Origin of the sequence: Acinetobacter sp. A1-4-2 (genome assembly GCF_040233925.1) — a bacterium.
GTDB lineage: Bacteria > Pseudomonadota > Gammaproteobacteria > Pseudomonadales > Moraxellaceae > Acinetobacter.
Genome location: NZ_CP157981.1, coordinates 658,690 through 682,732 on the forward strand (window position 1 = coordinate 658,690; position 24,043 = coordinate 682,732).

21 protein-coding genes and 1 pseudogene are annotated in these 24,043 nt (G+C 43.7%); 15 read left to right on the top strand and 7 right to left on the bottom strand.

Features of this window, described 5'->3' with window-relative positions:
- The first annotated feature begins 21 nt into the window (after positions 1 to 21).
- Complete coding sequence (locus ABJ384_RS03190; RefSeq protein WP_166171062.1) at positions 22 to 561, top strand: TetR/AcrR family transcriptional regulator; 540 nt, start codon at positions 22 to 24, stop codon at positions 559 to 561.
- A 168-nt stretch (positions 562 to 729) separates the two neighbouring features.
- On the opposite strand, the gene ccsA is transcribed toward ABJ384_RS03190, so the two are convergent.
- Positions 730 to 1,536 carry a cytochrome c biogenesis protein CcsA gene (gene ccsA / locus ABJ384_RS03195; RefSeq protein ID WP_349928800.1) on the bottom strand — a complete coding sequence of 269 codons (807 nt, stop codon included), beginning with the start codon at positions 1,534 to 1,536 and terminating at the stop codon, positions 730 to 732.
- A gap of 138 nt (positions 1,537 to 1,674) precedes the next feature.
- Here ccsA and ffh point away from each other — a divergent pair, with 138 nt between their 5' ends.
- A complete protein-coding gene (gene ffh, locus ABJ384_RS03200) occupies positions 1,675 to 3,078 on the top strand; it encodes a signal recognition particle protein (RefSeq protein WP_349928802.1) in 1,404 nt (467 codons plus the stop codon).
- A 121-nt stretch (positions 3,079 to 3,199) separates the two neighbouring features.
- Complete coding sequence (locus ABJ384_RS03205) at positions 3,200 to 3,337, top strand: hypothetical protein (RefSeq protein WP_349928804.1); 138 nt, start codon at positions 3,200 to 3,202, stop codon at positions 3,335 to 3,337.
- Between the two features lie 143 nt (positions 3,338 to 3,480).
- Here the strand turns inward: ABJ384_RS03205 and ABJ384_RS03210 are convergent, their stop codons facing one another.
- The gene (locus ABJ384_RS03210) at positions 3,481 to 4,218 is read right to left on the bottom strand and encodes a type III pantothenate kinase (RefSeq protein ID WP_349928806.1); all 738 of its coding nucleotides are present in this window, start codon (positions 4,216 to 4,218) and stop codon (positions 3,481 to 3,483) included.
- A 9-nt stretch (positions 4,219 to 4,227) separates the two neighbouring features.
- The gene (locus ABJ384_RS03215) at positions 4,228 to 4,986 is read right to left on the bottom strand and encodes a biotin--[acetyl-CoA-carboxylase] ligase (protein ID WP_349928808.1); all 759 of its coding nucleotides are present in this window, start codon (positions 4,984 to 4,986) and stop codon (positions 4,228 to 4,230) included.
- A 30-nt stretch (positions 4,987 to 5,016) separates the two neighbouring features.
- On the opposite strand from ABJ384_RS03215, the gene ABJ384_RS03220 reads away from it, so the two are divergent.
- The 7 genes from ABJ384_RS03220 to bfr all read left to right on the top strand — a co-directional run bounded on the left by ABJ384_RS03220 (position 5,017) and on the right by bfr (position 15,428).
- Positions 5,017 to 5,826, top strand: coding sequence for a sulfite exporter TauE/SafE family protein (locus ABJ384_RS03220; RefSeq protein WP_349928809.1), 810 nt, complete (start codon positions 5,017 to 5,019; stop codon positions 5,824 to 5,826).
- Between the two features lie 348 nt (positions 5,827 to 6,174).
- Positions 6,175 to 6,870, top strand: coding sequence for a GntR family transcriptional regulator (locus ABJ384_RS03225; protein ID WP_349928811.1), 696 nt, complete (start codon positions 6,175 to 6,177; stop codon positions 6,868 to 6,870).
- A 10-nt stretch (positions 6,871 to 6,880) separates the two neighbouring features.
- Positions 6,881 to 10,333 (top strand): chromosome segregation protein SMC, encoded by a 3,453-nt coding sequence (gene smc / locus ABJ384_RS03230; RefSeq protein WP_349929697.1) that lies wholly within the window; start codon positions 6,881 to 6,883, stop codon positions 10,331 to 10,333.
- Between the two features lies 1 nt (position 10,334).
- The gene (locus tag ABJ384_RS03235; RefSeq protein WP_349928813.1) at positions 10,335 to 11,285 is read left to right on the top strand and encodes a cell division protein ZipA C-terminal FtsZ-binding domain-containing protein; all 951 of its coding nucleotides are present in this window, start codon (positions 10,335 to 10,337) and stop codon (positions 11,283 to 11,285) included.
- 91 nt (positions 11,286 to 11,376) lie between these two features.
- Positions 11,377 to 13,416 (top strand): NAD-dependent DNA ligase LigA, encoded by a 2,040-nt coding sequence (gene ligA / locus ABJ384_RS03240; RefSeq protein WP_349928815.1) that lies wholly within the window; start codon positions 11,377 to 11,379, stop codon positions 13,414 to 13,416.
- 169 nt (positions 13,417 to 13,585) lie between these two features.
- Complete coding sequence (gene rlmF / locus ABJ384_RS03245; protein WP_180081999.1) at positions 13,586 to 14,560, top strand: 23S rRNA (adenine(1618)-N(6))-methyltransferase RlmF; 975 nt, start codon at positions 13,586 to 13,588, stop codon at positions 14,558 to 14,560.
- 403 nt (positions 14,561 to 14,963) lie between these two features.
- On the top strand, positions 14,964 to 15,428 hold the full coding sequence (bfr, locus tag ABJ384_RS03250; protein WP_180082000.1) for a bacterioferritin: 465 nt from the start codon (positions 14,964 to 14,966) through the stop codon (positions 15,426 to 15,428).
- Between the two features lie 83 nt (positions 15,429 to 15,511).
- Here bfr and ABJ384_RS03255 read toward each other — a convergent pair whose 3' ends face one another.
- Positions 15,512 to 16,081 carry a peroxiredoxin gene (locus ABJ384_RS03255; protein WP_180082002.1) on the bottom strand — a complete coding sequence of 190 codons (570 nt, stop codon included), beginning with the start codon at positions 16,079 to 16,081 and terminating at the stop codon, positions 15,512 to 15,514.
- Positions 16,082 to 16,407: 326 nt separating this feature from the next.
- Here ABJ384_RS03255 and ABJ384_RS03260 point away from each other — a divergent pair, with 326 nt between their 5' ends.
- The 5 genes from ABJ384_RS03260 (at position 16,408) to bioD (ending at position 21,124) form a co-directional block, all read left to right on the top strand.
- Positions 16,408 to 17,139 carry a hydrolase gene (locus ABJ384_RS03260; protein ID WP_180082003.1) on the top strand — a complete coding sequence of 244 codons (732 nt, stop codon included), beginning with the start codon at positions 16,408 to 16,410 and terminating at the stop codon, positions 17,137 to 17,139.
- Positions 17,140 to 17,223: 84 nt separating this feature from the next.
- Positions 17,224 to 18,519, top strand: coding sequence for an adenosylmethionine--8-amino-7-oxononanoate transaminase (gene bioA, locus ABJ384_RS03265; protein WP_180082005.1), 1,296 nt, complete (start codon positions 17,224 to 17,226; stop codon positions 18,517 to 18,519).
- Complete coding sequence (locus tag ABJ384_RS03270) at positions 18,516 to 19,703, top strand: 8-amino-7-oxononanoate synthase (protein ID WP_180082007.1); 1,188 nt, start codon at positions 18,516 to 18,518, stop codon at positions 19,701 to 19,703. The genes bioA and ABJ384_RS03270 overlap by 4 nt, the downstream gene beginning before the upstream one ends.
- Before the next feature lie 9 nt (positions 19,704 to 19,712).
- Positions 19,713 to 20,483 (top strand): malonyl-ACP O-methyltransferase BioC, encoded by a 771-nt coding sequence (bioC, locus tag ABJ384_RS03275; RefSeq protein WP_180082009.1) that lies wholly within the window; start codon positions 19,713 to 19,715, stop codon positions 20,481 to 20,483.
- On the top strand, positions 20,480 to 21,124 hold the full coding sequence (bioD, locus tag ABJ384_RS03280) for a dethiobiotin synthase (protein ID WP_180082011.1): 645 nt from the start codon (positions 20,480 to 20,482) through the stop codon (positions 21,122 to 21,124). Before bioC ends, bioD begins: the two co-directional genes overlap by 4 nt.
- 399 nt (positions 21,125 to 21,523) lie before the next feature.
- On the opposite strand, the pseudogene rluB reads toward bioD, so the two are convergent.
- The 3 genes and pseudogenes from rluB to ABJ384_RS03295 all read right to left on the bottom strand — a co-directional run.
- A pseudogene (gene rluB, locus ABJ384_RS03285) lies at positions 21,524 to 22,378 on the bottom strand (23S rRNA pseudouridine(2605) synthase RluB); the annotation flags it as partial.
- Positions 22,379 to 22,419: 41 nt separating this feature from the next.
- The gene (gene scpB, locus ABJ384_RS03290) at positions 22,420 to 23,007 is read right to left on the bottom strand and encodes an SMC-Scp complex subunit ScpB (protein WP_086196075.1); all 588 of its coding nucleotides are present in this window, start codon (positions 23,005 to 23,007) and stop codon (positions 22,420 to 22,422) included.
- The gene (locus ABJ384_RS03295; protein ID WP_349928820.1) at positions 23,007 to 23,801 is read right to left on the bottom strand and encodes a segregation/condensation protein A; all 795 of its coding nucleotides are present in this window, start codon (positions 23,799 to 23,801) and stop codon (positions 23,007 to 23,009) included. Before ABJ384_RS03295 ends, scpB begins: the two co-directional genes overlap by 1 nt.
- Positions 23,802 to 24,043 lie beyond the last annotated feature (242 nt).

Here is a 24,043-nt window from a genome sequence, read left to right on the forward strand (position 1 = left end):
ACTATTTTTGGGGTGAGACAAATGTCAAAATCAGCATTAAAAATTTTAGATACAGCAGAAAGACTATTTAATCAAAATAGCTTTGTTGGCGTTGGGGTAGATCTAATTCGAGATGAATCTGGTTGTTCTAAAACCACTATGTACACTTACTACAAAAATAAGAATCAGTTGGTTCAGTCGGTTCTTAGAGCTCGTGATGAAAAATTTAAAGAGAGCTTATTCAAATACATTGGAACAGCAGAAGGTATTTGTGCAATTAATAAAATTTTTGATTGGCATATGGAATGGTTTCAACAAGAATCTTTCAAAGGGTGCTTATTCGTGAGAGCTGTAGCTGAGTCTGGTCAAAATGAAAAAGATATAATTTCCGTTTCTAAAAAGCATAAGCAGTGGATAAAAGATTTAGTATCGAAAAATTGCTTATTAGCGGATCATCAAGATTTATCTGAGCTAATTTATACTTTAATAGAAGGGTTAATGAGTAGATTTTTAGTAGATGGATTTGATTCTAATATTGCTAGTACTCTGAAGAAAAATATTAATAATTTATTTGAGCGATGATTAAGATTTTCTAAAATTAACATATACAAGTTATACGAAACTATCAATTTATTATTTTTAATCAATGATATATCGTATGAAAAAAAAGGTCCAAACCATAAGGGTTGGGCCTTTTTAATGATTTATCATGTTCCACATTTTTAATTAGACACACTGAATAAAAGGGTCTTACTTACCCAAAATCATTTCCAGTACAAACTTGGAACCAATAAAACCCACTGCTAACAAGAAGAAACCAATCAAGGTAAAGCGAATGGCTTTTTGACCGCGCCAGCCAAATTTATAATGACCAATCAACAGGAAGCCATAAACAAACCAGGAAATAATACTAAACGCCGTTTTATGCGCCAAATGCTGGGCAAAGAAATTTTCAATGGTAAAGAAACCAAAACCAAGCGCTAAAGTCAGCAAGATAAAACCGGTAATGATTAAATCAAACAGCAAGGATTCCATGGCCTGGAATGAAGGTAATAAATTGACCCATAGTCTTTTGGTTTTATTTTTTAATTCACGGTTCTGAAACCACAAAATTACAGCTTGAATGGTGGCCATCAACAGAACAGCATAGGCGGATAAAGACAAAATAATATGAATGTCTAGGCCCAGAGAATGTTGTTCAATCACCTGATTGGTCTTGCTTAAGGTAAAACCTAAAATGAGACCGATTGCAGCAACAGGAATACCCAGTAAATTCAGTGCCAAAATGGGGCGAAAGGTACTAAACAGCAGGCTGAGCAGCAGCATCAGACCGGAGGTAAATGACATCAGCACAAAAACATCATAATTGATGCCTAAAGGGGTCAGCATATCGCTATACAGCACAGCCCCGTGCAACATTACCCCTAAACCCAGTACCAGCCCAATAAGCCAATGGTTTGGATCACGTTTTGACATTAAGTGGATAAACAGATACCAGAAAGATGAGGTATAAGCGATTAATGCTAAGATCGTGTAAACCAAGGGCAGGCTAATCATGTCAAACCTTTTTCAGGATGATGAATATTCATTTATATAAATTCGATGCGAACTACAGTATCCTATAGCATTCTATGCATAAATTTTCTATTTTAAGAAACAATTTTTTGCTCACGGCTATTTTAAGCGGAATTTGCAATGTTTGATACCTTAACAGAACGACTCACGCAGAGTTTAAGAAATGTTACTGGCTCAGGGCAGCTAACCGAAGACAATATTAAAGATACGTTACGTGAAGTGCGTATGGCACTTCTTGAAGCCGATGTGGCGTTACCTGTAACTCGTGAGTTCATCGCGAAAGTTAAGGAAGAGGCATTGGGCCAAGAAGTGATGACTCAGTTATCACCGGGCCAGGCGTTCGTCAAAATTGTACATGACGAACTGACCAAAATGATGGGTGAGGCCAATGAAAGCCTTGACCTCGCAGCCAAACCCCCTGTGGTTGTACTGCTTGCAGGTTTGCAAGGTGCGGGTAAAACCACCACTGCGGCAAAACTTGCACGTTTCCTGCAAGAGCGTCAAAAGAAAAAAGTGGCGATGGTTTCTGCCGACGTTTATCGTCCAGCGGCAATCAAACAGCTGCAAACTGTAGCGGGTGAAGTGGGCGCGATTTTCTTTGAATCGAATGCCAATGAAAAACCAATTGATATTGCCAACCGTGCAATTGAACAAGCGAAAATCCAATTCGCTGATGTGTTAATTGTCGATACTGCTGGTCGTCTACACGTCGATGACGAAATGATGGACGAAATTAAAGAGCTTCACGCTGCCATCAAGCCGACTGAAACCCTGTTTGTGGTCGATGCCATGACTGGTCAGGATGCGGCAAATACAGCGAAAGCCTTTAATGATGCGCTTCCATTAACTGGTGTGATCTTAACCAAAACTGATGGTGATGCACGCGGTGGTGCGGCGCTTTCAGTACGTGCGATTACCGGCAAGCCAATTAAATTCCTGGGTATGGGCGAAAAGCTCGATGCACTTGAGCCATTCCATCCTGAGCGTATCGCTCAGCGTATCTTGGGTATGGGTGATGTGCTTTCTTTGGTCGAAGAAGTTGAACGCAAGATCGACAAAGAAAAAGCCGAAAAAATGGCGAAAAAATTGCAAAAAGGCGGCAGCTTCAACTTTGAAGATATGCTGATGCAATTTGAGCAAATGAACAAAATGGGCGGCATGATGGGCTTCCTGGATAAACTTCCAGGCATGAGCAATTCAGGTATTCAGGATGCGATTGCACAGGCGAACCCTGAAAAGCAAGTGAAAAAGATGGAAGCGATTATCCAGTCGATGACCATTAAAGAGCGTCGTAACCCGGACCTGATGAACCCAAGCCGTAAAAAACGTATTGCAGCAGGTTGCGGTATGGATGTTGCTGAAGTGAATAAACTCATCAAGCAACACGCGCAAATGGCGAAAATGATGAAGAAATTTGCTAATCCGTCAGGTATGGCAAAAATGATGCGCTCATTGGGCAATATGCAGAAACAGTTTGGTGGTGGCGGTATGGGCCCACTATTTGGCAATAAAGATCACAAATAAGCTTAAGCTTTGACGATCAATCCAAAGAAGGCGCGTAATGCGCCTTTTTTATTGCCTTTTTTCTTTCCTAAAATACTTTAAAAAAATCCAGCATGCAGGACATCAGGCAAGACGGCTGATCTTGCCAGATCCGAACGCACCTAATTTTCAGCGCTGGCAAACAGCAATACACCTGCAAATACCTCGTTTAGATCCGGAAAGTATTATTGTTGCGCATAACCAGGTCTGGGACGTTCTAAAACCTTTGCTGCTGCATTAATCTGGTGGGAATCTATTGCAATCTTTATGCAAGTAATGAGGTAAATTGCCGGATGCACACATTCAGCCATTCATTTTTATAAAAGGCTGTACCGAGCTGCCTGAAGTCTGGCAGCTTATTCAGCCTTATCTTATTTCTGAAAATCAGGCCTCAGCCAAGGAATAAATATAGTTTTGCAGACCTTTGAGCAACAGATCAGGCTCGATCACAGGCTGATAAGCTGTCAAATATTTAGCAAATAGCGGTGCATCACCACCGGTTAAAATCAGTTGGCTTGGGTATTTTTCCAGAACCTTTTCAATGGTGCTGACCAGACTGAGCAGAATGCCATGGTGAACGGCATCGATGGTATTGCGACCTGGGCTAAGCTCATCAAATATGGCATCGGGAATTTTAATGCCTTTGGTATTTTGAATCAGGGAATCACGCTGTAAATACAGATTGGGAAGGATATAACCGCCCAAGTGTTGCAAGCCATCGGTTAGATCAATGGTCAGTGCAGTTCCACAGCTGATCACACAATATTTTCGCTCCGGATTGTTCACTACAGCCAGCATTTGCAGCCAGCGGTCAATCCCGAACTTGCTGGTATCTTCATAGGCACAGCGTAAGCCGGCATATTCGGCATGTACTTTGGCAAAAGTTACCGGAATATTTAAAAACTTGAGAATTTTCTGGATGCGTTCATTGTTCTTTTTGTCCTGAACAGAAGACACCCCGACTTGTTGCAGATCCAGACTTTTAAAATGCTGGATTAAACCGAGGAGCAGTTCGGCAGGGGATTGCAGATGCAGTTCTGCGCCATGTTCAATTACCTGATGATTTTCAGTAATCCAGTATTTGAGTCGGGTATTGCCGATATCCAGCCATAAATTCTTCATTGCATTTCTCTAAAGAGAGGTACTCAGGCGGCGTAAACGCCCTTGATAAAACTGTTTTAAACCGTCAGGCGTTTCAATATTGACCGAACCATCATCCTGAATGCCTTGGAAGATACCTGAACATACTCCCGAATGGTCTTCAAATTCAACAGCCTGGTTTATAAAAGCCGCATAATGATTAAAGCGTGCCGCCAGGTTATAGCAGTCATGATCAAACCATGCACTGGCTTGCTGAATCGCCATATACAGTTCAGCAACCAGCTGAATACGGTAAATATCCTGTAATCCTAATTCACGTAGTGAGGTGGCATGCTGGTCAATCTGTGCTTTGAGAACAGGTTCAAGATTAATCCCGACACCGACAATGACCTGATGCGGGGAAATCGGTTCAACCAGAATGCCACCCCATTTACCTTGTCGACTATATAGGTCATTCGGCCATTTCACTTGCAAATCTAAATTTTGCAAACTCGGCATTTGTAAAATATTCAAAGCGATTTCAAGCGCAAGCCGGCCATCAATGGCTGTTCGCGTATTCAGCAATGTGCTTAAATAGATGTTGCCTTTAGGCGATACCCACTGTCGTTGACGCTGTCCACGACCTTGAGTCTGTTTAGAACTGCAAACCAGAACACTGTGCACGCCTTTCAGTGCAATTTCACGTACATCGTCATTGGTCGACGTGGTGACGGGTTTGAGTAGCAAAACTTCAGGAAGCTGATGGGCATCATCGAGGATTTTTTGCAGCTGTCGGGTCTCTAAATCCATTTAAATCTAAGTAACCGTGGAATGTGAATAATGGAGTTAATCATATATTTATTGATTGGTGCAATGGCGGGCTTTGCTGCCGGGCTGTTTGGTGTTGGTGGCGGCCTGATTATTGTTCCCATTCTTTATATTGTATTTACCCAGTTACATTATGATCCATCGGTGATTATGCATCTGGCTGTGGGTACATCTTTAGCGACCATTATTGTCACTTCCATCAGCTCGGTCACAGCGCACCATAAAAGAGGCGCAGTGATGTGGGATGTATTTCGTAATTTAGCACCGGGACTGGCTTTAGGGGCGTTTTTAGGAGCCGGTATTGCGGACTATATGTCGGGTCAGGGCTTGCAATTATTAATCGGCTTTTTTGCCCTTTGGGTGGCTTACTCCATGTTTAATGGTGCAAGCAAAGCGGTGGACCCGAATCATCATTTACCTTCCAGAGCCATGCAGATTCTGGCTGGTGGCGGAATCGGAATCGCCTCTGCCATATTCGGTATTGGTGGTGGTAGTTTGACCGTACCGTATTTAAGCCGTCATGGCGTAGTGATCCAGAAAGCGGTGGCTACCTCAGCTGCAGGCGGCTTACCGATTGCCATTGCTGGTGCGTTAGGCTTTATGTGGTTTGGTTCCAATACCGAAACTGAAATACCGCATAGCATTGGCTATGTGCATATCTATGCTTTTATTGGTATTAGTGTCATGAGTTTTATGACGGCTAAATTAGGTGCAAAAGTGGCGCATAAACTATCGCCAGCCATGCTGAAAAGATGTTTTGCTTGCCTGTTGGCAACTGTCGGTTCGTATTTTATTTATCAAGGTCTTTCAACCTTTTTTTAATTTAAGAACCATATAAAAAGAGATGAAAAGGTGTGCTATGGTTTTTGCATACGCACCTTGAGATCACTTATCCTGCGGTTTTTCTAGGGATGTGCTGAACTAAGAATAAGTTTTATTTTATAATTTAAATGAATCACTTAGGTTGAAGTGAGTCTAGAGTAGGATATTTGGCAGAAATAGACAGTTTTATCCGATCTACTGATCACAAACTGATATTGGCTTTATCGACTTGAAAATTGTCTGACAATGTCATATTTTTTGTAGTTAAAATCAAGTAAAAAAGCACGTAACAATCAGGGTTTATCCAATTTTTTTGATTGCATCTTATAAAAACAAGATAGGAACAGTATGCAAGAACAAGAAAAGGACAGTTTGTCCGAGCAGATTGCCAGGCATATTAGTGAGCAAATCATTCGCGGTGAACTGGTAGAGGGGGAACGCATTCAAGAATTACGCATTTCCTCTGAACTGGATGTCAGTCGTGGTTCGGTGCGTGAAGCCTTACTGCTGCTGGAGCGTACCCAATTAATCGAAATTTATCCTCGCCGTGGGGCGATTGTCTCGGAAATGTCTGCCCAGCAGGTACGTGCCCTGTTTGAAATGTGTGCATTGCTGTGTGGGCAAATCGTGCAACGCATGGCCGAAACCTGGCGTCCGCATGAAGCTGAAAGTATTCAGGCATTATTGCAACAATTGCAGGAAGAAACCCGTCACGGTCATACTGAAAAATTTTATGATTTAATCTTTCAGGGCTTGTCTCGCCAGCATGAAATGGTCGGCAATCCTTATTTAATGAAAGTCTACCAGGAACTGTTACCGTCACTGCGCCGCAGCTATTTTTTAACCTTAAATATCTCGCATCGCGAACTGCAGGAATCATTTGAATTGTTTAAGCTGGTGACTGATGCAGTTTTGATCCGAAAATCACAACAAGCTACTTTATTTATGGATAATTTTTGTCGACACTTGCGTAACCTTGTGTTGGAATCTCTCACACGGATGAAACAAATCGAACTTGCATGGGCAAGACGTTCACGACGTTGATCAGGACATTATGCGTTTAAGCAGCTTAAAACTTTCCGGCTTTAAATCTTTTGCCGACAGTACAACTTTACATTTCAAGGCCAATCGTACCGCTGTGGTGGGACCCAACGGGTGTGGTAAATCCAATGTGATTGATGCCATCCGCTGGGTAATGGGAGAGTCCAGTGCGCGCCAGCTGCGTGGCGGCAGCATGCAGGATGTGATTTTTACCGGAACTGCGAAACGTAAACCGGTCGGGGGCGCTAGTGTCGAACTGCGTTTTGACAATACCTATGGCAAGCTCGGTGGCGCTTATAATGCCTATAACGAATTGGCTGTACGTCGTCAGGTCAACCGTGATGGCAAGTCCGAATATTTTTTAAATGGCACCAAATGCCGTCGTCGTGATATCACCGATATTTTCTTGGGAACTGGTTTGGGTCCGCGCTCTTACGCGATCATTGAACAGGGCATGATTAACCGTCTGGTCGATGCCAAACCGGAAGAAATGCGGGTGTTTATTGAAGAAGCTGCCGGTGTTTCCCGTTATCAGGCACGTCGCCGTGAAACCCTATTGCATCTGGATCACACCACGCAAAATTTATCCCGCCTTGAAGATATTGCCGCGGAACTGAAATCCCAGCTGAAAACCCTGAAACGTCAATCCGAAACCGCCATTCAATATAAAGAACTGGAAACCCGGATTCGCACCATCAAAGTGGAAGTGCTGTCATTTCAATGTGAGCAAAGCAGCCGCTTACAGCAAGAATATACTGTGCAGATGAATGAGCTGGGCGAAACCTTCAAGCTGGTGCGTTCCGAATTGACTACTTTGGAACATGATTTGACTGCAACCAGTGAATTATTTCAGCGCCTGATTCAGCAGTCCACGCCACTGCAAAATGAATGGCAACAGGCCGAGAAAAAACTGGCTGAACTGAAAATGACGCTGGAACAGAAGCAATCCTTGTTCCAGCAGAATACGATAACCTTAAGTCAGCTGGAACAGCAAAAACTACAGACCAAAGAACGGCTGCAACTGATTGAATTACAAATTGAAACTTTGCAAGCCCAGCATGAACAGCAGACTGAACAATTACAGCAGCAAGAAAGCCAGGGACAAGACCAGAGTCAAAGTCTGGGGGATTTGAAAGCACAACAGCAACAGGTACAACAGCAATTTGAACTGGTCAAAGCTCAGGTTGAAAAACAGCAGCAGCAAAAACTGCAGATGCTGGTGCAAAGTGAGCAGTTGGCCAAAAATATTGCCCGGATTGAACAGCAAAAACAGACCTTGCAACAACAAGCCGCACAAATTCAAAATCAGCACCAGCTGGAGGATATTGAACAGCTGGAAAGTGAAAAAGTTCAACTGTCTCAGCAGATTGAACAGCTGGAACAAGCCATTCAAACGCAGAAACAAACATTAGAGTCAGTGCAAGCACAATATGCGCAGCAGAAAAATGATGTTTCAAGTTTGAAGTCTGCGATTCAGGTGTTGCAGTCGGAACAGAAAAATCTCCATCAGTTGCTGATCAAGAACAGTCCGAAAGTCCAGAGCGATGCCGTGCAGTTGATGCAGGTGTTGAAGCTCAAAGATCAGGCCAAAGACCATGCCCATCTGATTGAAAAATTCCTGGCGAAATGGCTCTCTGCACAAGTATTAGATGCGAATACTGATTTCACGAAAAGTATTGCCCGTCAGCTGAAAGTTCAGGTGGCAAAAGGGCAGATTCAGCTGGCCAGTTTGCCATGTCTGGCCGAATGGATTGAATCACCGCAGCATTCCATCTGGCAGCAGGTGGCCGTTGCAGACAATCTTCATCAGGCTTTGGCTTTACAGTCTCAATTGGGTATTGGTCAGTCTATCTTGACGCTGGATGGTTATCAGGTGGCTCAAGATTGGGTGATCGGTCTGTTTTATGATGAAGCCAGTCAGGCAGGACAAGGGGCACTGAGTCACCGTATCCGTTTGGAAGAAATTGAAACAGCATTGGCACAGCAGTTACCTCAGCTTGAAACGGCGGAACAGCTGTTGCCGGAACTGGTAAAACAGATTCAAATGTTGCAAAAAAACATTCAAGATCAGCAAGACCAGTTAAAGCTACAGCAAAAAGCATTGCAGCAGCTGGATGTCAACATTGCCAAAGTACAAAGTACGGCTCAGGCTTTTTCGCTTCAGAAACAGCAATTGGCCAGTCAACTGCAACAGCTGGATGAGCAGCTGGAAGAGGATGCCATGCAGAAAGATGATCTGGAAATTGATCTGCATGCCTTAAACCTGAAATTGGAACAGGCTTTACCGAATTATAAAACCCTACAATTCCAGGTTGAGGAACTGACCGAGCAGCTGGAAAATACCCAGCACACCTGGCAGCAAGCACAACAGGAGCTGGAATTGCTGCGTCGTCAGGCCACGCAAACCCGGCAGCAAATTGAATTGCTGGAAAAAGATGCTTCTTTCTCCAAAGCACAATATCAACAGATTATTGCGCAAATGGAGCAGGCGAAAAAGTTTGTTGATCCGGTGCAGCTGGAATTGCCGGCACTGCAATCTCAATTCAGCGAGCAGGCACACATTACCGAGAAGTTGCAGAAAACCTGGAATGAATGGCAAGTTGAACTGAATAACATTCAAGAAAAACAGCAACAGTTGACTGAACAGCGTCATCAGCACCAGCAGCAAGATGAAAAGCTGCGTACTCAATTGGAAGAAAAGCGACTGGCCTGGCAAGTGGCCAAATCGGACTTCCAGCATTATTCTGAACAGTTAAAAGAGATGAATAGTGAAATGCTCACGGGGCTGAGTATTGATATTGCCAGCCATCAACAAACCCTGGAAAAAGCGCAGCAGCAGTTTGAAAAACTGGGTGCGGTCAATCTGGCGGCTTCTGATGAATATGAGGAAGTCTCCAGTCGCTTTGAAGAACTGAGTCATCAGATTGAAGACCTGAAAAAAACAGTCGATCAGTTACAGGGTGCCATGAAAAGTATTGATCAGGAAACCCGCAAATTGTTTATGACCACCTTTGATCAGGTGAATCATGAACTGCAAGACCTGTTCCCTAAAGTATTTAATGGCGGGGAAGCCAGTTTAAGCCTTGAAGATGACTGGCAATCGGGTGTAAAACTAATGGCGCGTCCACCAGGTAAACGGAACAGTTCTCTGGCCTTACTCTCCGGTGGTGAAAAAGCATTAACAGCATTGGCATTGGTGTTTGCCATCTTCCGTTTAAATCCGGCACCGTTCTGTGTGTTGGATGAGGTCGATGCACCTTTGGACGATGCCAATGTGGGACGGTTTTGTAATCTGGTAAAAGAACTTTCTGAACAGGTGCAATTCATTTACATTACCCATAATAAAGTTGCAATGACGATGGCAACCGATTTGTTAGGTGTTACCATGCCAGAACCGGGCACCTCAAAATTAGTCACTGTCGATTTGGAACAGGCAAAAGAATACGGTTTAGTTGCGGAGTCATAGTATGGAAGTCACTACGATTGTTGGCATAGTTATCGCCATCATCATTATGCTATTCGGTTTAAGATTATTGTTTAAAAAACCTGGGGATGCAGCACCGTCACTAGATTCGGAACTTCATGTCAATCCTGACAGCCAGCAACCGGTCATTCCTCGTCATGTGCGTGATCAACTACAAAGTGCAAAAGAAGCCGAACGTGTTGAACCCACTTTAACTGAAACGGCGGCTGAACAGCTTCAGGCAGCTCAGCAGGCAGAAGCGCAAGCAGAAAAGGTTGAAACCGCTCAGGTTGAACAGGCAGCAGCACCCGCTCATGCGGAGTTGAAAGCAGATGCTACAGCTGTAGAAGAAGTAAAATCTGAAGCCAGCTCAGAGCAGGCTCAACAGGGTGAAGATAAAAAAGCAGATGAATTTAACCTGAACAGCAGCATTGAAAAAGCCGAAATTTCAGACTTTGAAGATGAAAGCAGCATTCTGGATGAGCATTTGCATGAACAGCAACGCGTGGATGAAGCCAGTGCCTTATCGACCGCAGCCGAATTTATTGCCTTGAATATTTATCCGGAACGTCGGGTGCTTTCCGGGGAAAAAACCTTAAAAGTCTTGCTTAAATACGGCCTGCGTTTTGGTGAAATGGCCTGTTTCCATCGTTATACTGAAGACGGCAGCAAGTTACTGTTTTCTGTGTTGCAGATTACTGACGAAGGTGCAGCCGGTTTTGATCTGGAAACATTGTCGACTGAACAGGTGAAAGGTTTGGCTTTCTTCCTGGCATTGCCACACAGTGATGTACAGAATGCCTTTGATACTATGGACAGCATTTCGCGTTTGATTGCCCGTGAAATTGACGGCACCGTGTATGACCAGAACAATCAGGAATTTACGCCGCAATTACGTGAACAATGGCGTCATTTCGCGATTGATTACCGTGCAGGTCAAAGCACAGAAGTTTAGTTTGAAACTGATGGACTCGATTTCTATAATAGCGGGTAGATCAAATAGTTATTAAGGGCGGAAATAGACCGCCCTTTTTTATGGTGTAGATATGACCGAAGATTCAACTATCAAAGCGCAAATGCGTCAATTGATTCAAATTTTAGCCAAGCATAACCATGCCTATTATGTGATGGATCAACCCAGCATTGAAGATAGTGAATATGATCAGCTCTTTCATCAGCTCAAGGCTTTAGAAGAAAAATATCCCGAATATGTACAGGCGGATACTCCGACCAATAAAGTGGGTGGCAAAGCGCTTACTAAATTTGCCAGCGTGACCCATGCCGTACCGATGCTGTCATTGGGTAATGTCTTTAACCAGGAAGAATTGTTCGCTTTTGCCCGCCGTATCGAAGAGCGTTTACCAAACCAGAAGATTCAATACGATGTCGAACTGAAATTCGATGGCCTGGCCATTTCCCTGTGGTATGAAAATGGTGTGCTGGTTCGTGGCGTCACTCGTGGCGATGGTGAAACCGGTGAAGACATTACTCATAATGTTAAAACCATTCGTAACTTGCCGAAAGTTCTAAGCTCTACACAGGCTCAGGTGCCGACGCTGCTTGAAGTGCGTGGTGAAGTGCTGATTCCTAAAGCAGGTTTTGAAAAGCTGAATGCCGAAAATGAAGCCAAAGGCGAAAAGACCTTTGCCAACCCGCGTAATGCAGCGGCAGGCAGTCTGCGCCAGCTCGATCCAAATGTTGCAGCCTCACGTCCACTGGCCTTTTATGCTTATGGTATAGCACAGTGCGAACCTCATCATGGCCAGACCACTATGTATGCCAGTCTGGAATGGTTAACCCAGTTTGGTTTTACCATCGGGGAAAGTCATTTTATTTGTGACACGATTCAGGATGTACAAAAAGCCTATGAAAAAATCAATGCAGAACGTGCCGATTTAAGTGTTGAAATTGATGGTCTGGTCATCAAGGTCGATGACTTAAAACAGCAAAGACAGCTCGGGTTTTTGAGCCGTGAACCCCGTTGGGCAACTGCCTATAAATTCCCGGCGGTGGCGGCTTTAACCACGGTAGAAAATATTGACTGGCAAGTGGGGCGTACCGGAACTTTAACCCCGGTTGCACGTTTAAACCCTGTCGCGGTCGGTGGGGTCACAGTGTCCAATGTCACCCTGCATAATATTGGCGAAATCCACCGTTTAGATGTCCGAATTGGCGATACCGTCAGCGTATACCGTAGCGGTGACGTGATTCCGAAAGTGGAAAAAGTCTGGCCGGAATTCCGCCCGGATGAGGCAGTAGAGGTTCATTTACCGGAAAATTGTCCTGTTTGTGATTCGCCGGTGGTGATGCCTGAAGGCGAGGCATTGGCACGCTGCTCTGGCGGTTTGTACTGTGCAGCCCAGCGAATTGAAGCCATTCGCCACTTTGTTTCGCGTAAGGCTATGGATATTGAAGGTCTGGGCGATCGCTGGGTGGAATGTTTACTCCATCTCGACCTGCTCAAAAATGTGGCGGATATTTACTGTTTGCACGAACATCGTGAACAGCTTTTAAACATTGATAAAATGGGTGAAAAATCGGTACAAAACCTGTTTGATGCAATTGAAAACAGCAAGAAAACCACACTGGCTTCCTTCATTTATGCCTTGGGGATTCGTGGCGTGGGAGAAACCACTGCACGTATGCTGGCCAATACTTTCCAGACTTTTGAAGCACTGCAAAATGCCGATATTGAAGCCTTGAAAAAAACGCCGGATGTTGGGGGGATTACCGCTGAATGGATTATCGATTTCTTTCAGGCGCCGCATAATCTGGAAGTGGTCAAGCGTTTGCTCGAAGCGGGAATTCACTGGGATGCTCCAGTTGCCCCGACACGTCAGCCACTAAATGGCGAAAGCTGGGTGGTGACGGGTACGCTCAGCAGCATGGGCCGTGATGAAGCGACACAGTTACTCCAAGCCTTAGGCGCACGCGTCAGCGGCAGTGTATCCAGTAAAACCAAATGTGTCGTTGCTGGTGAGAAAGCCGGTTCCAAGCTGGATAAGGCAGAAAAACTCGGTGTCGCTGTGATCAACGAAGAACAGTTTATTGCTTTGATGAAAGAGCATGGTCAACTTCCTGCTTAATCGATCTTAAGCATGAATTAAAAAAGACATCCTCGGATGTCTTTTTTATGGCTTGATTGGGTTGGGATCGTCATGATGAGCTGAATTCACGTACAATATCGATCTATTGACAGGTATTGAGCCTGTCTTATCAGATGATTCTGTTCTCCCGTTGATTATTGGCATACACATGGCGCAAGCAAAGAAAACTTTTCCGCAACAAAAATCGCAATTACATGCACGAAATCTGCATCGCAGTCGTTACGATTTTCCTCAGTTAATGCAGACTTGTCCGGAACTTGCACCTTTTGTTAGCCCAAATAAATATAACGATCTTTCAGTCGATTTTTCTGATCCACTGGCTGTGAAAATGCTCAATAAAGCATTGCTGAAACATTTTTATGGCATTCAATATTGGGATATTCCTCAAGATTTTCTTTGTCCGCCTATTCCGGGTAGAGCTGACTATATCCACTATTTGGCTGACTTGTTGAGTGCCAATAATAAAGGTCAGATTCCAACAGGGCATGCCGTTCAAGTGTTGGATATTGGGGTGGGAGCAAACTGTATTTATCCGATCATTGGTCATCGTAGCTATGGTTGGAAATTTGTCGGCTCAGACATTCATTCTACATCCTTTAAAAGTGCTCAATTCATTGTGGAGGCGAATCCAAATTTGCGTAAAGGGATTCAGATTCGATTGCAGAAGAACTCAAGCAATATTTTCAAAGGTGTGATTAAACCCACAGATCATTTTGATTTGACGATGTGTAACCCGCCATTTCATGCCTCGCAAGATGAAGCAAATGCCACAGCAACTCAAAAATTAAGAAAACTTGGCAAGCCGGTTGATCGGACGAAGGTGGTGTTAAACTTTGGTGGTCAAAAAAATGAACTCTGGTGTGACGGTGGTGAAGAACGCTTTGTCTGCCAAATGGTACAAGAGAGCATACAGTTTGCTGAGCAATGTCTTTGGTTTAGCACACTGGTTTCCAAGAAAACAACATTGCCTGTGCTTTTAAATGCGTTGCGTAAGAGCGGAGCAGTGGATGTGAAAACCATTAAAATGACGCAGGGGCAAAAAGAAAGTCGTTTTGTCGCTTGGACTTTTTTAGATTTAAAGCAACAACAAGCATGGAGAAATGCACGTTGGACTTCAGCTTAAGCCTATTTTCGCTGAGGATGAGTGAGCTTGTCGGTGCATGACTAAGATTTGGCCTGCTTATACCAATGAACAAGCTCAATTTTGCTTATATATAATAACCTGATGCCGATGCACTCAGCGTTTCTGATTTGATACGCATATAGTTCAATGAATATATGCCACAATGATTTTGAATCTAGTTACAAAAAACCAATACATTATAAAAGTACTTTGATCTTGTTCATCTAAGCTGAGTACTGAGTGCAAGACATTGTTTTATAAATGGGAATTTATTCAACTAAAACTGTAAATGTAAGTGCTTCTCATTTTAATTGTTTAAAAATCATATATTTACGGAAATTTTATTTTGCAAATCCAGATGATTTTCTCCATAATAAGCCCATAAAGGTAGGGAGTTATAAAAATGCGTGGTAATCCAGAAGTCGTAGATTATTTAAATATGTTGATCGGTGGCGAACTGGCTGCTCGCGACCAATACCTGATCCACTCTCGTATGTATGAAGATTGGGGACTGACCAAAATCTTTGAACGGATCGACCATGAAATGCAGGAAGAAGCTGCTCATGCCGATGCGCTTATTCGCCGTGTATTGTTTTTAGAAGGTACACCGAATATGAACCGCGATGACATCGAAACTGGTGAAGATGTGGTGAGCTGTTTAAAAGCAGATTTAAAACTCGAATATCATGTACGTGAAAAATTGGCACAAGGCGTGAAATTGTGTGAAGAGAAAGGTGATTATGTGAGCCGTGATATGCTTCGTCAGCAAATGTCGGATACGGAAGAAGATCATACATACTGGTTGGAAAAACAGATTCGTCTGATTGAATTGATTGGTTTGCAAAACTATATTCAATCGCAAATGTAAGTTTAAATGTTGAAATATAAAGCCTGACCTGAGTCGGGCTTTTTTATTTGTTTAAATTTATGATTGAGATGGGCAATGACGTGCTATTGAGAAAATTTCCGTATATCCGCCAGGACCTGAGCCGCATGAGTTTGCGTATTCACACTGCTATAGTGGTAAACAATGGTGCCTTGAGGATCAATCAGAAAGCTTTCCCGTTTGGCAATTTGGATAATGCCCAGATTACGCACAATACCCAATTGATTCGATAACTGGTGTTTGTGATCTGCCAAAAGAGGAAAGGTTAAACCTAATTTTTCTGAAAATTTTTGATGGGATTTGACATCATCCAGACTCACCCCCAAAACCACGGCATTGCTTTTTAAAAATTGTGGATAGAGCGCTTTAAATTGATTGGCTTCCTCGGTACAGCCAGGAGAGTTGTCTTTAGGATAGAAATATAACACCACCCATTTGCCTTTGTACTGGTTCAAGGAATGCCATTGACCATTTTGATCCTGCAATTTAAATGCAGGTGCCGCTTTTCCGACCCATTGTTTCTCAGTGTTTTTCTGAGAAGCGAAGATCGAATTTTCGGCATAGGCAGGAACCGTGAAAGCGTTGAATGCTGATATGGATATCAAGCTGATTTGCAGCAGTTTTGAAGTTTTCATGACGTATACTTTTATAATTAATGTTTGCATTAATCTTAGCAGATTTGCTGATGAGACGTTGCAGTGTAGGTTTGTAATGATTTCAAATTTTATTATGAACGAAATTCTTTAAAAATTACCTGTGTTTGCATATTTACCTTTGATGGATCAAAAGTAACAAAACCCCGCTGTCGGTCAAAGGTAAGATTCATATCATCCTTCAGCAACAACGACTCCCTTGTCGCCATTCACGATAGTGGATTATGAATGAATTTTGAAATGCTGCTGCGAGAATTGAGACAGAGGTTTTATACTGTTCAAATGATTTAGTTTTTTTAGAGCTTACCTTGAATCAACGTATTTTACTCATCACGGGCTGGGGCGGTGGAACCCAACTGCTTGATCCATTAAAACAGGCTTTGGCGGCGCAAGGATATGAGGTTGAACTTTGCAACATTTTTAATGCTTTAGATGAACAGGTTCTACAGCAGAAAGTGGAACTGGCGCATCAGTTTGATGTGATTGCCGGTTGGTCTTTGGGGGGGCAGTTGGCTACAGTATTGGTCGATCAGGTTCAAAAGCAGCATGGACAGGAAAAAGTATTGATTACTTTGGGTTCCAACCCCTGTTTCGTAGCAAACGATACATGGCCAATGGCAATGGATCAGCCGACCTTTCAGCAGTTCAAACAGTCATTTGAACAAGATGCAATTTCCACTTTAAAAAAGTTTGGCTATATGGTGTGTCAAGGCACAGTAACCACCAAAGCTGACTTCATCACTTTACAAAGTTTGATTCAGGCACAATCGATTGAAACTTTAAGACAAGGATTATTATGCCTTGAGTATTTAAATAATGTCGATATCTTGAGGGATTACCCAGGTCATCAATATCATGTGTTTGCAAAACAGGATTTTTTAGTTAGCTACAAAGTTCAAAGAAATTTTCATAAATTCAATGCAAAGTTTCTGGAAACAGAGCTGATCAGCGGGTCACATGGCTTTCCTTTATTTGAAGCTGAACTAATAACTGGCAAAATCTGCCAATTTTTAAAGAAAATAGAACAAACAAGCGGATAACTGGTTTATCTCGCAATTTATTTTTAGTTCATGCAGGTTTAAGATCATGAAAAATTGATTTTCAAGCGTCTGCAGGAGTAAGGGATGACCGAATTAAACGACCAGGACTTTGATCTTGCGCATATCTGGCATCCTTATACCTCCATGACCGATCCATTGCCGACCTTTAAGGTAAAACAGGCGCATGGTGCCATTATCGAGCTGGAAGATGGACGGCAACTGATTGATGGCATGTCTTCTTGGTGGTGTGCCATCCATGGCTATAACCATCCTGAACTGAATCAGGCCGTGACGGATCAATTACACAAGATGTCGCATATCATGTTTGGTGGTTTGACTCATGATCCTGCGATTGAACTTGGCAGACTGTTGTTAAAAATTACCCCGCCCAGTCTGGATAAAATTTTCTATGCTGACTCTGGATCTGTTGCGGTAGAAGTGGCATTAAAAATGGCGGTGCAGTTTTGGACTGCACAAGGTGAAAGTCAGAAAACCAATTTTGTCACCCCGCGTTCTGGCTATCATGGCGATACCTGGAATGCCATGTCAGTTTGTGATCCGGTCACAGGCATGCATCAGATTTTTGGTTCCAGTTTACCTAACCGTTTCTTTGTTGCAGCCCCACAGGTCGGCTTTGATGATGAATGGAATCAGGATGATATTGCAGAATTGGAACAGGTCTTAAAACAGCACCATGCCAGCATTGCTGCTTTAATTCTGGAACCGATTGTGCAGGGTGCGGGCGGGATGCGTTTTTATCATCCTGAATATTTGCGTCAAGCCAAATTGCTGTGTGAACAATATAAAGTGCTGCTGATTTTTGATGAAATTGCCACTGGTTTTGGTCGTACTGGCAAATTGTTTGCCTGGGAACATGCCGGCGTTGAGCCGGATATCATGTGCATCGGCAAAGGCTTGACTGGTGGTTATATGACACTTTCGGCTACCTTAACCAGCAAGCGTGTAGCTGAAACCATTAGCCGTGGTGAGGCAGGCGTATTTATGCATGGCCCGACCTTTATGGCCAATCCGCTGGCCTGTGCGGTGGCTGTGAAAAGTACCGAGGTTTTATTGGCTCAGGACTGGCAAGCCAATATTCAGCGCATCGAGCAACAGTTGCAACACCATCTGCAACCCCTATCAGCACTGGATTATGTGCAGGATGTGCGGGTGCTGGGCGCGATTGGTGTGGTGGAGCTGACATTTAATGTGGATATGAAAAGCCTGCAACAACAGTTTGTTAAGCGAGGCATCTGGATACGTCCATTTGGTAAACTGGTCTATGTGATGCCGCCGTATGTGATTACTGAACAACAATTGAATATATTGCTGGAACAATTAGTGAATGTGGTGGAGCAGATGCAAGAGGTATCCGCATGAAATTGTTAAATAACCAGCTGTTAAATGCCCCTTTGTTAAATGATTATGCAAGCAAACTGGATGAACTCAAACAGCAGGGCAATTTGCGGCAATTTACCTCTAATGTCCAGCAAGGCCGAATGATTGAAATCCAGTGTCATTCGATGCTTAACCTGTCTTCCAATGATTATTTGGGATTGGCAGCAGACTTAACTTTGCGTGAACAGTTTTTTGACGAAACACCGAATGAACTTCGTGTCATGAGTTCATCTTCTTCAAGGCTTTTAACCGGAAATTTTCCTGAATATGAACAGCTGGAAGCCAGTTTAAGTCAGGCTTTTCATGGACGAGCTGCGCTGTTATTCAACAGTGGCTATCACATGAATATCGGGATTCTGCCAGCTTTAAGCGACAGTAAGACCCTGATTCTGGCCGACAAACTGGTGCATGCCAGCATGATTGACGGTATCCGTTTATCCTCTGCAAAATATGTGCGTTATCGGCACAATGACCTGAATCATCTGCAACAGCTTTTACAGCAATACCATACAGATGAGGCTTTTGAGCGCATTATTGTGGTCACGGAATCCATTTTCAGCATGGATGGCGACGAAACCGATCTGGCTGAACTGGTTCGTATCAAACAACAATTTGCTAAAGTGATGCTGTATGTTGATGAAGCACATGCCATTGGTGTGCGCGGCGAGCAAGGCTTGGGCTGTGCAGAACAGTATGCGGTGATTGATGAGATTGATCTGCTGGTTGGGACTTTCGGGAAAGCACTGGCATCGGTCGGTGGTTATCTGATTTGCCATCCGATCATTCGTGAATATCTGATTAATTCCATGCGTCCGCTGATTTTCAGTACCGCACAGCCACCCATGTGTATGGCGTGGACTGATTTTATTTTCCAGAAAGTTTTAGGCTTACAACAGCAACGTCAGCATCTGCAACAGATCAGTCAAAATCTGCAACAGTCGGTACAGGCCAAAGGTTTTGATTGTCCTTCGACTTCACATATTGTGCCGGTAATTATTGGCGAGTCACAAAAGACGGTGGAAAAAGCCCGGCAGCTACAACAGGCCGGATTTTATATCATGCCGGTGCGTCCACCTACAGTACCGAAACACAGTTCAAGATTGCGTATTTCACTGACTTCTCAAGTCAATCAGGCTGACCTTGAGCAGCTGGTGGCGTTGCTGTGAGTTGTTGCCGTGAATATTGATAAGTCTCAAGTTGCACAGCGTTTTGCCAAGGCAGGACAAAGCTATGCCGCACATGCCATCGTGCAAAAACAGATTTGCCAACAGCTGCTGCAATTGATGCAGCAATATTTGCCCAGTACCAGCTTGAACCGTGTTTTTGAAATCGGCTGTGGCTCAGGCAATTTAAGCCATTTGCTGATGCAAAATTTGGAAATAAAGCATGTGTTTTTAAATGACCTGTATCTTGAAGTTCAGCAGCATTTTCAAGCTAAGGAAAATTTGGAGTGGCTGATTGGCGATGTGGAACAACTAGATTTTCCGCAATCCCTTGACCTGATCGCTTCCAGTTCGGCTTTGCAATGGGTGGGTGATATCGATTCGGTCTTTAAAAAAAGTGCAGCGGCGCTTATCGAAAACGGCTATTTGTGTTTTTCCACTTTTGGTCAGCAGAATTTGCAAGAAATTAAGGCTCTGACTGGGCAAGGGCTGAATTATCTGACTCTTGATGAGATTCAGCACAAGCTGCTTAAACAGGGTTTTGAAATTCTGCATCTTTCCGAAAACATGGAAACCTTAACTTTTTCCCATCCTAAAGCGGTGCTGCAGCATTTAAAGGCCACCGGGGTAACTGCAACCGCCGCACAGCATCGTTGGACCAAACAGTCTTTACAGCAGTTTTATCAGGACTATCAGCAATTTTCGGAGCTGGATCAATCTGGTCAGCACCATTATCAGCTGAGCTATCATCCTATTTATTGCATTGCACGGAGTAAGCCATGACATCCCCCGTTTATTTTATCAGTGGCATCGATACTGGTATTGGCAAGACCTATACCACAGGCTATCTGGCGAAGTTATGGAATGAGCAGGGCAAGAAAACCATCACCCAGAAACTGGTGCAAACCGGCAATACAGATATTTCTGAAGATATTGAACAGCACCGTAAAATGATGCAGATGGGCTGGTTTCCGGAAGATGAAAGCAAACTCACCATGCCGGAAATTTTTACTTATCCGGCTTCACCGCATTTGGCGACTAAAATTGATGACCGTGAAATCGACTTCCAGAAAATTGCCGATGCGACCCGGCAATTAACTGAAAAATATGAAGTAGTGTTGCTGGAAGGTGCAGGCGGTTTAATGGTGCCCTTAACCACAGAACTGTTAACGATTGACTATATTGCTGAACAGAAATTCCCTGTCATTCTGGTTAGTTCTGGTCGTTTGGGTAGTATCAATCATACCTTGCTCAGTCTGGAAGTCTTGAAAAGTCGTGGTCTGGAACTTTATGCTTTGGCCTATAACCTGAATGACGAATCACAGGACCAGCTGATTTCCAGAGATACTTCGGATTATTTGAAAAGCTATCTGGCGATACATTTCCCGAATGCACAGTGGATTGATATTCCTGTTTTATCCTAACTCTTGCTTAAAAGAGAAGGATATAAAAAAAGCCACTCTATTGAGTGGCTTTTTAAAGGAAAGTTTTAAAAATTAAAACTTCTTAAAGCTTTTGTTGCCAAATGGTTTACGTGGTGCATTTTCATCACGACGTTCACGCTGGCCATATGTCGCTTGATTGCCAAAGTTTTCAGGGCGGTTTTCACGCTGTGCATAGCTGTTGCCTTGACGTGGTTCACGTTGAGCGTAAGTGTTTGGATTGCCATCTTGACGACGTTCACCGCGTTGGGCAAAACCGCTGCCATTATTGCCGTCACGACGTGCATAAAGATTGCCAGTATTGTCACGACGTTGTGCATGACCATTCTGGTTTTCACGACGATCACGCTGTGCATAGCCCATTGGGCTTTGGTTTTCACCTTCTTCGCTATCACGGCGTTGCTGACGCAAATAACCGCCACGACGTGCTGCCATTGGTTTTTCTTGCATACGTTCGGTACGGCGTTTTGCCATACCAAACAGGCCTGTACCTTGACGTGGCTTCAACTCTACAGATTTGGTCAGGTTGTCGATATCGGCTTTATCCAGCTCCATCCAGCGGCCGGTACGAAGCTCACGCGGTAAAATCACGGTACCATAACGGGTACGCAGCAGGCGGCTGACTTTTAGACCTTGTGATTCAAAAATACGACGCACTTCGCGGTTACGACCTTCTTTAACCACCACCTGATACCAACGGTTGATGCCGTCACCACCAATTTCAGAGAAGGATTCGAATTTCGCCGGACCATCATCTAAAACCACGCCTTGAAGCATGTTGTTTTTGATTTGTGGTGTCACTTCGCCCATCACACGAACCGCATATTCACGTTCAATTTCATTTGATGGATGCATTAAACGGTTGGCTAATTCACCATCATTTGTGAACAGTAAAAGACCGGTTGAGTTAATATCCAGACGGCCGACCATCACCCAGCGGTCATTGGCAATTGCAGGTAACTGTTCAAATACGGTAGGACGTTGTTCAGGATCATTGCGTGAGCAAATTTCACCTTCGGGTTTGTAGTAAATCAGAACGCGACGACGGATTTCGTCTTCAATCTGGAATTGGACTTTACGACCATCGATGCGAAGCTCATCACCTGGTTCAATGCGTTCACCCACTTGGGCAACGCGTCCATTGATACTGACACGACCAGCGGCAATGACTTCTTCCATATAACGGCGAGAACCCAAACCTACGCGTGCAAGCACCTTTTGTAATTTTTCACTCATGACAGCATAACCTTAGAAATTATCATCAACAGTTCACCTATCTACGACTTCGCTGCGTGAGCATCGAGCGCCATAAAAGCTTCCTTGGCATCCTGCAGGGGAGGCAATTGGCCTAAAGATGTCAGACCAAAAGCATTTAAAAATTGTGGCGTTGTAACTAACAACGCGGGTCTTCCCGGTAGTTCTCTGAAGCCGGATTCTTTAATCCAGTTCCAGTCAAACAATGATCTTAAGATCTGACTATTGTTTGAAACTCCACGAATCTGTTCAATATCTGCCCGGGTTACTGGTTGGTGATAAGCAATCACAGCAAGGGTTTCGAGCAGGGTGGGTGATAAACGAGTTGGTCGTTCCGGCCACACCTGGGTAATGATATTGCGATATTTAGCCCGAACCTGGAAACGGAACCCTTGTGCGGTTTCTACCAGTTCAATCGATCTACCATGTTGTAGCATGGCGAGCTGTTGTAACAACTGACGCAATTCCTGTTTATTATATTGATTTTGGAATGCTTCTTTCAAACGTGCAAGCGAAACAGCTGTTTCACTGGCAAAAATAATGGCTTCCAGTTGCATCAGCACTTCATGTTGATTCTCGGCAACAGATAGAGATGTTGCTTGATGATCCATTATGCAGCTACTCCTTGAATTGCAAGTGGTGCTTCAATACCGCTGGCAATAATAGCTACTTTTTGTTGCCGTGTGAGTTCTAAAATGGCCATAAATGTAACCACCATGCCCATGCGTCCCTGGCTGGGTTTAAGCAGGGCTTCAAAATGCAGCACTTCACCGGACTGTAAACGGCTTTCAATAAAGGCGATGCGCTCTTCAAGCAACACCGGTTCTTGCTGAATTTGATGGGTAACCGGTTCTGGGCGATTGAATACGCAAAACAGCGCATCACGTAACTGGCTGACATCATAGCCTTCATTGATTTGCACTACCTGACCTAGACTAATATTGGCCGGGAAGGTATCACGTTCCAGTACCGACATGTGTCCTAAACGTTCTGCCGCCTGTTTGACCCGTAAATAGGTTTCCAGCCGGTCGATCAGTTGCTGTTTGGGATCTTTTTCAATAATAACGCTGGAGCTTGGCTTTGGCAGTAGCAGTCGTGATTTAAGATCGGCCAATAAGGCAGCCATCACCATATAATCTGCCGTCAGCTCAATATTCAGCGACTTCATGGCATCCATATAAGATAGATACTGCGCGGCAATGGGAGCGATATCCAGTTGTAATAAGTCGAAACCGTTTTTTTGAATCAGGTAAATCAGGAAGTCGAGTGGACCTTCGAAATGCTCTAGTAGAATTTCAAATGCAGCAGGAGGAATATATAAATCCTCTGGAATCGTATCTTGCCACTCATCCATAACACGGATATGTGAGCTTGGCTCCATAGGATTATGGATAGGTTGATTCATTGCAGTTTTAGGCCACGCGAATTTTCAAAGGCATGCAGGATGATGCTTTTGCCTCGATCTCGCATCGAAAGAAAAAGCACGTAAATTAGTAAGCGCTAGTGTAATGGAAATTTGACTTCAAATAAATTAGTTAAGTCAACAAATACAAAAAAACCTGAAATTCAGTAAGGTTTTTAACTGGCTTGATGAGGTGAAATGCATAGGGGAGTATGGTTTTAATTTTTTTGACCGAACCGATTGGA

Bases quoted from the DNA above. Each gene is read 5' to 3' on its own strand.
- ABJ384_RS03190 (WP_166171062.1), top strand. From the start codon at position 22: ATGTCAAAATCAGCATTAAAAATTTTAGATACAGCAGAAAGACTATTT.
- ccsA (WP_349928800.1), bottom strand. From the start codon at position 1,536: ATGATTAGCCTGCCCTTGGTTTACACGATCTTAGCATTAATCGCTTAT.
- ffh (WP_349928802.1), top strand. From the start codon at position 1,675: ATGTTTGATACCTTAACAGAACGACTCACGCAGAGTTTAAGAAATGTT.
- ABJ384_RS03210 (WP_349928806.1), bottom strand. From the start codon at position 4,218: ATGAAGAATTTATGGCTGGATATCGGCAATACCCGACTCAAATACTGG.
- ABJ384_RS03215 (WP_349928808.1), bottom strand. From the start codon at position 4,986: ATGGATTTAGAGACCCGACAGCTGCAAAAAATCCTCGATGATGCCCAT.
- ABJ384_RS03220 (WP_349928809.1), top strand. From the start codon at position 5,017: ATGGAGTTAATCATATATTTATTGATTGGTGCAATGGCGGGCTTTGCT.
- ABJ384_RS03225 (WP_349928811.1), top strand. From the start codon at position 6,175: ATGCAAGAACAAGAAAAGGACAGTTTGTCCGAGCAGATTGCCAGGCAT.
- smc (WP_349929697.1), top strand. From the start codon at position 6,881: ATGCGTTTAAGCAGCTTAAAACTTTCCGGCTTTAAATCTTTTGCCGAC.
- ABJ384_RS03235 (WP_349928813.1), top strand. From the start codon at position 10,335: ATGGAAGTCACTACGATTGTTGGCATAGTTATCGCCATCATCATTATG.
- ligA (WP_349928815.1), top strand. From the start codon at position 11,377: ATGACCGAAGATTCAACTATCAAAGCGCAAATGCGTCAATTGATTCAA.
- rlmF (WP_180081999.1), top strand. From the start codon at position 13,586: ATGGCGCAAGCAAAGAAAACTTTTCCGCAACAAAAATCGCAATTACAT.
- bfr (WP_180082000.1), top strand. From the start codon at position 14,964: ATGCGTGGTAATCCAGAAGTCGTAGATTATTTAAATATGTTGATCGGT.
- ABJ384_RS03255 (WP_180082002.1), bottom strand. From the start codon at position 16,081: ATGAAAACTTCAAAACTGCTGCAAATCAGCTTGATATCCATATCAGCA.
- bioA (WP_180082005.1), top strand. From the start codon at position 17,224: ATGACCGAATTAAACGACCAGGACTTTGATCTTGCGCATATCTGGCAT.
- ABJ384_RS03270 (WP_180082007.1), top strand. From the start codon at position 18,516: ATGAAATTGTTAAATAACCAGCTGTTAAATGCCCCTTTGTTAAATGAT.
- bioD (WP_180082011.1), top strand. From the start codon at position 20,480: ATGACATCCCCCGTTTATTTTATCAGTGGCATCGATACTGGTATTGGC.
- scpB (WP_086196075.1), bottom strand. From the start codon at position 23,007: ATGGATCATCAAGCAACATCTCTATCTGTTGCCGAGAATCAACATGAA.
- ABJ384_RS03295 (WP_349928820.1), bottom strand. From the start codon at position 23,801: ATGAATCAACCTATCCATAATCCTATGGAGCCAAGCTCACATATCCGT.